Origin of the sequence: Enterococcus faecalis, from assembly GCF_029024925.1 — a bacterium.
Classification (GTDB): domain Bacteria; phylum Bacillota; class Bacilli; order Lactobacillales; family Enterococcaceae; genus Enterococcus; species Enterococcus faecalis.
On sequence record NZ_CP118962.1, the window covers coordinates 1123753 to 1136429 of the forward strand.

Here is a 12677-nt window from a genome sequence, read left to right on the forward strand (position 1 = left end):
TATTATTGGGTTTATCTTTTGGACAATGACACTAATGTTAGGTTATCTAATTGGTGAAAGAGAAGGCCGTAAACATGAGTAATTTAACAAAACGTAAAAAAGATTTATTTGAAATGAAAAGCGTTGTATTTAAAGATATTTCAAAGCAACAAAGCGAAAAAGCACAAAAAAGAAAACGACTCTTACAACTAATGAATCAATATCCCGATTGGGCAAGTCAAAAAAATAAACTTATTATGCAGGAAATTCAAGAATTAGGACAAGCAATCGGTAATTGGTCGATGGATCAATCAAGACCCATCCAATCCATCAAGGCCGCATCGTTTACAAAAAGCGAGTATCTCTATTTAATTTGGCTCGGTTATTCAGATGAAGCGATTCGTCACGGCTTAGACATGTCGAAAGAGTGTTATTTTATTTATCGATTAACACTTTTAAATGAATAAAAGTAAAGGAGATTAACCAATGCGTACGTCAACATTTAATTATATCAAAGATATTTTAGCAGACTTTTATAAAACAGATGAGTATATCCGTCAACGGGAAGAAGAATTACGGCACCCTTATCAAGAAGCAGATTTAAATGCTGGTATTAGAGGACAAGGACTTCACTCTGTAGTGACCGAACGAATGGCGATTACGATAGCTATGGATCGTCGTCTGTGGAACTTAGAGAGAAATCGAGACATTATCAAAAATTGTTTAGCTGAAGCGGATGAACAAACGCGCGTGATTATTGAAGAACTATATATGAAAAAACGGCCCTCTTTAACATTAATTGGACTTGCCCAGCAATTATTTATTAGTAAAAGCCAAGCCTATAAATTAAGAAATCATTTCTTTGAAGCGGTGGCGGATGAACTAGGGATGTAAACATGGAAAAAGCGTGGAATTTTTTCAGGTGTCAACATGGTAAATTAATAGTGTCGAAAGAGATAGATAAACGTGAGGCAACCAAAAAAATGAAGACACGGAATTCTATGATTTTGACTGCTTTCTTGTGTCAGCTATGAAGGAGCAGAAAATGCCGGCTACTTTCAAGATCCTTCATTTTGACTAGAAGAGAGCCAATTTGTTAACCAATCCTGAATTTTTTGAATGGAAAGGTGGCGCTAAAAATGAATGAAGCGGAACAAGAGTTATATGAAGCCCTTGTTGCAATCTGCCAGACGTCAGGATTTTTGTTGCTAGAGGAACTGCCGACAGATTTACCAGATCAGCCATTTGTTTACTTAGGTGATAGTAAAGAATTACCTAAGCCAACTAAATCAGCTATTTTGGGAGAAATTGAATTAATAATGCATGTTTACGGTGCGTTATCTGAACGACAACAAATTTCTACAATTAAAGGAACGATTTTACGGCAGGCAACCAGTAACTTAAAACGAACGGCTCATTTTAATTGGGGTATCAAACATCAAGAAGTCAAAGCACAAATGGTAAAAGATACCAAACAAATGAAAAAAACAATTTGGCATGCTGTACTACCATTACACATGCAATTTTACTAGGAGGAATTATCAATGGGAGAAGTTATGCAAGGAAAAGACCGTATTTTATTAGTTCGTCGCTTGGATGAAGCAGCGACAAAGAAAGCAATGAAACCCTTATTTCAAATTGAACATGAATGGGAATTCTCACGTGAATCGAGCGGTACGCAAACAAAAGATGGCGTTGCGAATGCTGTTTCTGGTTTAGAAGTTACGTTATCGTTAAGCGGTTTAGCCTCTCGAGATGATGAAAATTTATACATGAAAGACGCAGTTGAAGATGGCATCTTAATGGAATTTTGAGATGTTGATTTAAAAGGTGAAAAAAATGCGGAAGGTAAATATCCAGCAATTTATGCCCAAGGTTATGTAAATTCATGGAGTTTACCAGCCAATGTAGAAGAATTAGTAGAAATTGAAACAGAAGCCTCTATTAATGGCAAGCCACAAGATGGCTTTGCAACAATAGAAGCAGATATTATTGCGGAAGCACAATATGCGTTCCAAGATACCGTTCCAGAGAAAGCATCACAACCTGGCGCATAATCAAAAAGTGTTGAATTTTAGGAGGATAAAAAATGAATTTAGAGATTAACGGAAAAACAATTGAAGTGAAATTTACGATTGGCGCGATTCGCGAATTAGATAAACGTTACCAAATTGAAAATGGCGCTGCCAAATTCGGCATGGGCATCAGTTCAGCAATGATTTATTTACGCCAATACAATCCAGTAATCTTAGTTGACATCATGGAAGCTTTACAAAGTGGGCAATTAAAAATAGGTAAGTCGGAAATTGAAGCATGGTTAATGACCCAAGATGTCAAAAAACTTTCAGATGATTTGCTTAAAGAAATGGGAAAGCAACCTCTTACAAAACCAATGATCGATCAGTTCAGCAAAGAAGCGAAGAAAGCAGAAGCACAAGCGACCAACTAATTAAAACGAGCGATGACGTGTATCACGACATCGCTCTTTCTGCTTTTCGCTACTTAGGCTGTCGTTCATTTGAAGAAGTGGATCGGATGACCATGTCTGAATTTGAATTACGAATGATTGCTTTTAATTTAGCAGAAGTAGATGAAGAGCGGAAAAGGCACGAGCTTGCCTACTTAAATGTTAAAGCGCAAGCGACAAACAAAAAAGGAAAACCCGTTTTTGAAAGCTTTAAAAGTTTTTATGATTATGAAAAACGAGTTGCTGAAGTTCTGGCAGCTAACCAGCCACAACGAACAAAATTAAATGAGCGGAAAAAAACGCAACTTGCCACTGTGGCAGAGCGTCTACGCCGCTATCGGAAGGGAGGAGAGTAGATGGAGAATGACAAAGAAAAAACGCCGTTATCGGAGGCAAAGAAAAGCCTTGCAGGCGTCCAACAAGCATTAAAAAGTATGAGCGGTGAGTATGCCTTATTAAGTGGATATTTAGGGAAAATTAGTGCGGGTGTCAATCAGTCAGCCACGGTCATGAACACATTTAAAACCGTCATGCAACAATCTGGAGAAACAGTGAAAAAAACAGGAGACGAAACAGCAAAGGCAGCAGATCAAATGAACACAGCGTTAACAGATTCTGCTGAACAAGCCGGTGAAGCAGCTAAAAAAGCGGGGAAAGAAACCTCTGATGGCTTTACTAATGCACAAAATAATATGCTGAGCTTTGGGACGGCCATGACTAGTGCCGTTTCCTTACCTATGCTGAACGTTTTAAAAACAGCTATGGGCGTCGGTGCTGGGGTCAGTGGCGAATTTCAAGGAATGCAAGGACTGATTATGGCCAGTGCAGGAGGGATTTCTGATTCATTGCAAGGCGAGTTGCAAGGGGCATTGACTCAGATGAATCAATCATTTGAAGCGGCGGCACAAGTGATTCAAAGCGTGATGGCTCCAGGAATGGAAATTTTGGTTCAAGTGGTTATCACAGTCGTCAAAGGCATTACAGCTTTGGTGAATTTATTTATCAAATTACCAAAACCCGTCCAAGTTTTTATTGTTGCCATTATGGGCATTTTAGCCGCCATTGGCCCCATGTTGATTATGGTAACGATGGCTCAGCAAAAATTTCAACAGTTTAGTGCTGGTTTGGCTCTTGTACAAGGAAACATTGGGAAGTTAGGTGGTGGCTTATCAAAACTAAGTGCTAGTTTTAGTGCCTTAGGTGGAGGACCATTAATTTTAATTGTAGCAGCCGTTTTAGCAGCGGTAGCAGCGTTTATTTATTTCTATAAAACCAATGAAACATTTAGAAATAGTATCAATAGCTTAGCTAGTGCCATTCAAGGAGCTGTTTCAGCGGCGTTTGGCAAATTGGTAGGATTGCTACAACAGATCCAGCCGGCCTTTCAACAAATAATGGCAGTTTTTAAACAATTTTTTGCAGTAGGCTTAGAGAAAATGGCGACTATTTTTTCAACAATTGGTTGTGTGCTAGCAGGCGTTTTTGCCAGCGGTTTGCAATTAGGTAGTAACTTATTAGGGCAATTTGGTGGCACCTTTGACAAAGCTGGTTTAGCGGTTGGTCTTTTGGTAAAAGTTCTGACAAAGGTTGCACTGGCTGCATTAGGAATTTCTGGGCCGTTTGGTCTAATTATTTCCTTGATTGTTTCATTCGTGACGGCCTGGATGAAAACCGGTGATTTGAGTGCGGGTGGTATTACCCAAGTCTTTGATAATTTAGGTAACACGATTACATCGGTTACAACAATGCTTGCGGCTAATCTACCGAAAGTTATACAACTTTTTACAACAGTCTTAACCAGTATTCTCGGGAAAATAACAGAAGCTATTCCAAGCATCGTCACCGCGTTATCTAGTTTAATTACGTTAATTGTTGGTGCGATCGTTGCCAATTTGCCAGTCTTAATTGAAGCGGCAACACAAATTATTACTACGTTGATTCAGGGGATTACAACAGTCTTACCAATGTTGATAGAAGTTGGTTTGAGCTTATTAATGACTTTAGTTAATGCGATTGTCACCGCCTTGCCAACAATTACAACTGCAGCGATTAATATCATCACTACATTAGTGACAGCTTTTGTCACAGCGTTACCAATGCTAGTTACAGCAGGTGTTTCAATTATCACAGCCTTAGTCAATGCATTTGTTACTATGTTACCGTTGATTTTGACTGCTGGTTTACAAATTTTGATGGCATTAATCACTGGGATTATGACGATTTTACCTCAGTTAATTCAATCAGCGCTGACGATTATTCTAGCGTTAGTGACTGCGTTGGTAGGTGCCTTACCACAGATTATCAGCGCAGGTGTCAAATTGTTAATGGCGTTAATTCAAGGGATTATTTCGATTTTACCAACCTTAGTTGCGGCAGCTATTACCTTAATTTTGACATTGGTAAATGCCTTAATTGGTGCCTTGCCACAAATCATCAGCGCAGGCGTCAAATTGCTAATAGCTTTGATCCAAGGGATTATTTCAATTTTACCGCAACTGGTTACTGCAGCAATTACGCTAATTACCGCTTTAATGGGTGCGTTTATCAATGCGTTGCCACAGTTGTTAAGTGCTGGGATTCAACTGATTCAAGCCTTAATTAATGGTGTACTCAGTCTATTGGGTACCTTGCTGTCCGCAGCAGGAACATTAATCTCACAAATGATCACGAAGATTGGTTCTTATTTTGGTCAACTGTTAGCTTCGGGCGGACAGTTAGTTGAAAATATCAAAAATGGGGTTACCAATGCAGCCGATCAGGTAAAAAATGCCATTGGTTCTGTAATTGAAGGTGCTTGGCAAGCAATCCAAGGTTGGTTTTCAAAATTCACCGATGCCGGTGCGAATATTGTCGGCATGATTGCTGATGGAATTACAGGCGCAATAGGAAAAGCCAAAGAAGCAATCGATGGGGTCGTCAGTAAAATTCGTAACTTTTTACCATTTTCACCAGCAAAAGAAGGTCCCTTATCTGATTTGCATAAATTGAATTTCGGCGGCACGATTGCCACGGGGATTTATGCAGGCGAAACAGCCGTTAGTAGAGCAATGGCTTCTATTTTAGATTTACCGCTGTTAAATGATTTTGCCTTGGACTTAGCTGGTCGAGGAAACTTCACGGCAACGATTGACCATCGTTTAGAAAATGATGCATACAATCGACCATTATTTGTGACAGTAGAGTCAACGTTAGATGGAAAAGTTGTCGCAGCAACTACGGCGCCTTATTTAGCAACAGAGTTACAACGACAACAAGTGAAACAAAATAACCGCTTAGGAAGGAGAGGATAACATGTATAAATTTGTTGATACCAATCAAGCAACTCATTCAACGCCTCTTCCTTCAGAAGCGTTGAATTTTAACGGTCAATTTTTAGAAAAAGTCATCCCTGGCTATCAAACATTATCAGTTTCAGGACGAGAATTAGTTCCAAGCGAAATTGAAAGCTATCAATTAGGGATTCGTGATGGTAAACGTCACGTTTATGCGCGAATTCCAGAACGAGAATTAACAGTCAAATATCGCCTTTCAGCTGTGAATAATGAAGCGTTTCGAGATGCATTTAATCATTTAAACGTTGCTTTGTTTACGGAAAAAGACGTTTCTATTTGGTTTAACGATGAACCGGAAATGCTGTGGTTTGGCAGTAAGTCTTCAGTGAGTGATGTACCCGAAGGTGTTAACCAAGTAACAGGCACCTTTACTTTATTGCTTTCTGATCCGTATAAATACACACGGAGTGATGCGACTAGTGTGATGTGGGGTTCGCCAACCATTACATTTCAAGCGAATTACTTAATGGGGAATACAGGCTCAGGTGCAGTTGATTTTCCAATTTTAATTGAAGGCGGGGCTTATTGGGGATCAACCATGATTACCTTTCAAAATCGGGCTTACACGATGGGGGATTTAGGTAAAGAAGTTCGGCCAATTGAAATTTATCCTACGGTCGAAGGATTAAAAGTCAAACCGATCATTATTTTAACAGGAACCGGACGTGGTGTTTGGATTAAAACACGGAACGATACAATTAACTTAGGAGACTTTGATCGTTCGGAAATTATCATTGATACTGAAAATTTTTATCTGACAAAAAATGGTGCATCGATGATTCGACCAATGAACGATTTTTATCTATATCCCAATGAACCGCTGTATATTCAAGCCAAAGATAGCGACTTCCGCTTGACGATTCGCTATCCTAACCGATTTGTGTAGGAGGGTGATTAAATGTTAATGGCGCTGGATTTGAAAAGAACATATACGGCAATCTTGGATAATGCCTATCAAGTCAGTTATGAAAAAATAGAGAACAAAATTGGCAGTTTAGATTTTACCATGCCGCTAGATGATCCTAAAAATGAATTTATTGCAGAAATGCAATGGGTGGAACTGACCGACAATGAGAATGAATATATTGGTTTATATCGCGTGATGCCAACCACAATTAAGAAAGATGCGAACAATAATCAAATTCACTACTCTGCCACAGAAGCACTATGTACCTTAGGCGATACTGTCCTTTTTGGTTGTCACGAAATTAAAAACAAAACAACGAAAGAGGCCATTCAATTTCTATTGAATAAACAAAAAACAAAGCATTGGGTCCTAAAAAAATGTGATTTTTCAAGGAAATTAACCTATAAATGGGAGAATGAAAACGGGCTAGTCGAGCCTTTATTTAGCATCCCAGCCGATTTCGAAGAGGAATATCTTTGGCAATGGAATACAGAGGTCTATCCTTTTGAACTTTCATTAGTCAAACCGCCAACAGAACCAGTTGCGCGAATTCAAGAAGGTTACAACATGCAAGGATTTGAAATAGAACGTAATCCCAAGATGCTAATCAATCGGATTTATCCATTAGGTTCAGGCGAAGGTGTTAACAAAGTCAATATTCGCTCGGTCAATCAAGGGGTTCCGTATTTAGAGAACAAGGCCGCAATTGACCGCTATGGTTTATTAGAGTCAATTTGGGTGGAACAGCGTTTTTCTGATCCCAAGGCATTAAAGGAAAATGCTTTGCGAATGTTAGAAGAATGGACCAAACCACAAGTTTCTTGGGTAGTGACTGCAGCTGATTTAATTAAATTAACAGATCAACCTTTGGCAATCGATCGTTTGCGGTTGGGTACGGTTATCATGATTAATACGAATGAATTTGGGAGTGTCAACCTTCGTATCAAAAAAGAAAGTAAAAAAGATGTCTTTGGTGCCCCCCAAGACATTCAGCTAGAGTTGGGAAATCTGCAAGAAACAATTCATAGTACCATGACAGCTTTCAGTCGGAAACAAGAGATTAGCGAAACTTACGCACAAGGGGCGACGACACTTTTAAATCGTTCAATACAAGGAGAACTTAACAAGACACAGCCAGTGGAGCTAAATTTATACTTTGACGAGGACATTCTTTATGTAAACACCGCAGAATTAACGTTCAAGGCAACTGCTAAAGGACCTTCGCATTCTGTAACGAATATTGATTTGGTAGTGGATGGCAAAAAATTACCCCAACTATCATTGCAACAACAACGGCTAAACATTTTGAGTTATTTACGAAAAACAACAGATGGAAAAATCGAACGCGGCAATCACACGCTTCAATTTTTCTCTCATCAGCCACTATGGTTGGATGCTTCGGTCATCTGTCGTGTGTATATTCAATCCCAATTGGGTGGCCAGTTTTAATAAAATAATGAAAACTAGAGGAGTGTGACGAAATGTCAGTAGAACATATTGAAGAATTAGATACCCTGAATCAAGGTCGCCTTAAAATCAATGCAATCTTGGATCAGTCGAATGCATCAGCTGAGAAAGTAGATGCTTACCAAGTCCAGTTAACGAATGGAATTTCTGAAGCGAAAAACATCGCAGATGAAGCTGGCAAAGAAGCCGTACAAATTGCCACCGATGCAGGCAATCAAGCAAATGAAACAGCCAACCAAGCGATGAACAATGCCAAAACAGCAATTACGATTGCAGGAAATGCAGTTTCAACGGCAAATAATAATAAACAAGAATTTGATACTTTGCGAAATGATTTCGATCAATTAGTAGCAGAAGCAGGTGATAGTAATCCAGAAATTGTCCAAGCACGCACAGATACACAAGGCATCAAACAAGCTACCTTAGCGAATCGTCTTCAAATTGATTTGAATAACCGTATGACAAAAGCAGACGGTATTTCTTTATTGGCTAAGCCAACTACTGTCAAATTGAAGTTAGACTTTAACGGTAAAACGGCCGGCAATACAGCCACCAATGCAAACAGTTATTCCACTGATTTTACGGCTAAAATTCTTAAGAAGCCAACAGACGTTTGGGAGGAAGTTTCCCAAGCGGACTACAATAAAATGGCCAGCCGTGATGATGAGGGTGTGAAAACAGGTTCCACCCAAAGTGGTGTAATTCCACAACAGTTAGCGGCCTTCAATCTCGTTGAAGCCGCAAAAAAATTAATTCCACAAATGTTTGAAACATTCACAACTGACGAGGCGGTGGCATTTATTCGCCAGAACGTTCAATTTTTTACGATTAATCAACGTGTGAAAGCCGCTGCGCCGAATAATCAAACGATTAAAATCGCTGCGTATTTACCAACTACGGATAATTGGGTAACTCAAATCCAAGAATCAGCAAAAGAGTTCGGCGATTTTTCAATTCAAATCAATGATCAGAATTTTATCACAGATGAAGGTTTCATTTATTTAATGAGCTATACAGATTCATCGAATGGGGTAACGCCAGCTAGCTTAGAAGTTGATTACATGGGGCTTCATATTGGTCTGTCTGTTGATGCCCAAGCGGTTTTAGCGAAGAGTGGTTTTGTTCAAGCGGAGCAACTCAATACCCATGTGGAAAATCAGGATAATCCGCACCAAGTAACCGCTGAACAAGTGGGGCTAGGCAATGTAGAAAATTATGGCTTCGCATCAGACAGCGAAGCAGTCGCGGGAACTTTAACGAGTAAATATATGCACCCGAAAAACGTTGCGGAAGCGATTAAAGGTCAAGCTGTGACACAAACAGGTGATCAAGAGATTGCTGGGGTGAAGAATTTTGTAACTATGCCAACCGTCAATGGTTTGCCTTTGGAATCCTCTAGAATGGCCATTTATGAAGCTAGTGGAGTCGGTGAAGTCGAGGCAAAATATCAGGCGGCCTTTAATAAGGATAATATGAAATTTGTATTAATTAGGGTGGGAAATCGTGTCGATGCATTTGTAAGATGTAATTTGAGTGATCCAACGAAATTGAATACCCACATGCCTAAAATATTTAATATACCAACTGGGTACAAAATGTCCTCAAAAATAAGTGCTAGTGTCTGGAATATTCCGCTGTCAGTTGCACCTGCCGCTTTTCCGTATCCTAATTGTAATGCACTATATGAAATCGGGAATCAAGGGATAATTTTTGCCTCAAGCAGAGCTGGAAATATTTACCTACAAGGAAGTTGGTACACGGACGATCCGTTTCCGACAAAATAACAAGCTAGTTTAGGAGACTTTTTATGGAACGTTATCTCAACACAATAACAATGCTTTTAAGCATTTTCGGTGGGATTGTCGTACGTTTATTAGGTGGATTAGATCAATTGTTGGATGTCTTCCTCTTTTTAATTATTGTCGATTTCATCACAGGTTGGATTAAGGCAATCGCCACAAAAGAATTGTCCAGTCGGATTGGTATGCTCGGAATTGCGAAAAAAGTGACGATGTTATTTGTGGTTGCCGTAGCGGTTCGTGTTGAAAAAGTTGTGGGGAACAATTTGCCAATTCGGGAAATGGTTCTGATTTTTTACATTGCGAACGAAGGACTTTCTTTTTTTGAAAACATTGCGACCTTTATTCCTATGCCGAAAAAGTTAAAAGAGTTATTTATTCAGTTAAAAAATAAAGATGATTAAGTAGAAGTGGTCGGGACAAACGTAGAACTTTCGGCTGATTGCCGAAGAAATTACTTCTGTCCCGCCATTTATCTGCGGGTTTAAGCCGTGGAAGGGAATTTGTTTTGACTTTCTTTTCATGGCTTTTTTAAGAAAGGAGCATGCTATGTTTAAAAAATTAATGATTCAACTTGCTTTAGTAATTGGCTTAAGTTTAACGATTCCGATGACGGCTTGCGCTTACACCATCGAAGCGGATCCAATCAACTTTACTTATTTTCCCGGCTCTGCAACCAATGAATTAATTGTTTTACATGAATCAGGAAACGAGCGGAACCTAGGACCACACAGTTTAGACAATGAAGTGGCCTATATGAAACGAAATTGGTCAAATGCTTATGTCTCATATTTTGTCGGATCTGGTGGACGAGTGAAACAATTAGCTCCTGCTGGCCAAATTCAATATGGCGCAGGTTCTTTAGCTAATCAAAAAGCCTATGCGCAAATCGAATTGGCTCGAACGAATAATGCGACGACATTTAAAAAAGATTATGCTGCCTATGTTAATTTGGCCCGTGATTTGGCTCAGAACATTGGTGCTGATTTTTCGCTGGACGATGGAACAGGTTATGGAATAGTCACTCATGATTGGATTACAAAAAATTGGTGGGGAGATCATACAGATCCTTATGGTTATTTAGCGCGTTGGGGGATTAGTAAAGCGCAGTTGGCACAAGATTTACAAACGGGCGTTTCTGAAACAGGTGAGACTGTCATTATTCAGCCAGGTAAACCTAATGCGCCAAAATATCAAGTAGGACAAGCAATTCGTTTCACTTCAATCTATCCAACACCAGATGCTTTAATCAATGAACATCTATCAGCAGAGGCACTTTGGACACAAGTAGGAACAATTACAGCGAAATTACCCGACCGACAAAACCTTTACCGTATTGAAAATAGCGGACATTTGTTAGGCTATGTGAACGACGGCGACATTGCTGAACTTTGGCGCCCGCAAACGAAGAAATCATTTCTAATTGGTGTGGACGAAGGCATTGTTTTAAGAGCGGGCCAACCTAGTCTGTCAGCACCCATTTATGGTATTTGGCCTAAAAATACTCGCTTTTATTACGATGCGTTTTATATTGCAGATGGGTATGTTTTTATTGGTGGGACAGATACGTCAGGCGCGAGAATTTATTTGCCAATCGGACCAAACGATGGCAACGCACAGAATACATGGGGATCATTTACTAGCTAAAAAAAGCCACAAACTCTGCTTTTATCAGAGTTTGTGGCTTTTTTTGCATTTAGCAGAGATTTTGCCAAAGGGAATAAGCAACGGAGACTGCGAAGCTAGGTACTTTTATGCTATAATGACAAAGTTAGTATTATCGGAACTGGAGGAACTATAATGGACGGCATTTTACCGTTATGGAAAGAACGTGGCATGACAAGTCATGACTGCGTATTTAAATTGAGAAAAATTTTACATACCAAAAAAATTGGTCATGGTGGTACGCTAGATCCAGATGTCGAAGGGGTCTTACCCATCTGCGTTGGCAAAGGAACGAAAGTGATCGAATACATGGTAGATTCTGGCAAAACCTATGAAGGTGAAATTACACTTGGATTTGCTACGACAACCGAAGATGTTAGTGGCGAGATTGTTGAAAAAAAACCAGTTACAGCACCTTTGTCAACTGAACAAATTGATCAAGCAATGGCCGAAATGACAGGTGAAATCACACAAATCCCACCGATGTTTTCTGCGGTGAAAGTCAATGGTAAACGTTTATATGAATATGCCCGGAACGGGGAAGAAGTTGAACGGCCCCAACGAAAAGCTATGATTTATTCATTTGAACGTACTAGTGAACCAATTTTTAATGAATCTGCTCAAACACAAAGTTGGCGGTTTAAAGTGGTCTGTGGCAAAGGAACCTATGTGCGGACACTATCCGTGGATACTGGCAAAAAATTAGGCTATCCTGCCCATATGTCGGATTTAACGAGAACGGCAAGTGGCGGTTTGCAAGCTGCGCAATGCTTAACGTTAGAAGAAGTAGCCAAACAAATGGCTGCTGAAACAATCGATCAATGCCTGTTGCCCATTGAGACAGCAGTAGAACAATTCCCACGAATTGATTTATCAGATGAATTGTATCAAAAAGTAAAAAATGGCATGCGTTTGCACAAAAAAGAATTAGGAATAAAGGCAATGCCAGAATCCTTAGTTGCCTTATTTTACCAAAATCAAGTGGTTAGTTTATACATGCCACACCCAACGCATGATAAATTATTGAAACCAAGTAAAGTTCTACGGAACAATTAAATAAA

General features: G+C 39.5%; 12 protein-coding genes and 1 pseudogene. All 13 read left to right on the forward strand.

What is annotated here, in order from left to right; all coding sequences use genetic code 11:
• Positions 1-53: 53 nt before the first annotated feature.
• Positions 54-446 (forward strand): hypothetical protein, encoded by a 393-nt coding sequence (locus tag PYW42_RS05590; protein ID WP_002360492.1) that lies wholly within the window; start codon positions 54-56, stop codon positions 444-446.
• A 19-nt stretch (positions 447-465) separates the two neighbouring features.
• Positions 466-873, forward strand: coding sequence for a RinA family phage transcriptional activator (locus PYW42_RS05595; protein WP_002360491.1), 408 nt, complete (start codon positions 466-468; stop codon positions 871-873).
• Positions 874-1094: 221 nt separating this feature from the next.
• Positions 1095-1511, forward strand: coding sequence for a hypothetical protein (locus PYW42_RS05600; RefSeq protein ID WP_002382237.1), 417 nt, complete (start codon positions 1095-1097; stop codon positions 1509-1511).
• Between the two features lie 12 nt (positions 1512-1523).
• Positions 1524-2036, forward strand: a pseudogene (locus PYW42_RS05605) (phage major tail protein, TP901-1 family).
• A 32-nt stretch (positions 2037-2068) separates the two neighbouring features.
• Positions 2069-2428, forward strand: coding sequence for a tail assembly chaperone (locus tag PYW42_RS05610; protein WP_002357848.1), 360 nt, complete (start codon positions 2069-2071; stop codon positions 2426-2428).
• A gap of 17 nt (positions 2429-2445) precedes the next feature.
• On the forward strand, positions 2446-2802 hold the full coding sequence (locus PYW42_RS05615) for a hypothetical protein (RefSeq protein WP_002363802.1): 357 nt from the start codon (positions 2446-2448) through the stop codon (positions 2800-2802).
• Complete coding sequence (locus tag PYW42_RS05620) at positions 2803-5736, forward strand: phage tail protein (RefSeq protein ID WP_002410969.1); 2934 nt, start codon at positions 2803-2805, stop codon at positions 5734-5736.
• Between the two features lies 1 nt (position 5737).
• Entirely contained in the window at positions 5738-6664 is a 927-nt protein-coding gene (locus tag PYW42_RS05625; protein ID WP_002410017.1) for a distal tail protein Dit, read from the forward strand.
• A gap of 12 nt (positions 6665-6676) precedes the next feature.
• Positions 6677-8134, forward strand: coding sequence for a phage tail protein (locus PYW42_RS05630; protein WP_002363805.1), 1458 nt, complete (start codon positions 6677-6679; stop codon positions 8132-8134).
• A 32-nt stretch (positions 8135-8166) separates the two neighbouring features.
• Positions 8167-9936 (forward strand): hypothetical protein, encoded by a 1770-nt coding sequence (locus PYW42_RS05635; protein WP_002410016.1) that lies wholly within the window; start codon positions 8167-8169, stop codon positions 9934-9936.
• Between the two features lie 23 nt (positions 9937-9959).
• Positions 9960-10355: a phage holin family protein gene (locus tag PYW42_RS05640; RefSeq protein ID WP_002357842.1), complete on the forward strand. Its 396-nt coding sequence runs from the start codon at positions 9960-9962 to the stop codon at positions 10353-10355.
• 118 nt (positions 10356-10473) lie between these two features.
• On the forward strand, positions 10474-11598 hold the full coding sequence (locus tag PYW42_RS05645; protein ID WP_002410015.1) for an SH3 domain-containing protein: 1125 nt from the start codon (positions 10474-10476) through the stop codon (positions 11596-11598).
• Between the two features lie 153 nt (positions 11599-11751).
• Positions 11752-12672: a tRNA pseudouridine(55) synthase TruB gene (gene truB / locus PYW42_RS05650; protein ID WP_002406331.1), complete on the forward strand. Its 921-nt coding sequence runs from the start codon at positions 11752-11754 to the stop codon at positions 12670-12672.
• Positions 12673-12677: the final 5 nt, after the last annotated feature.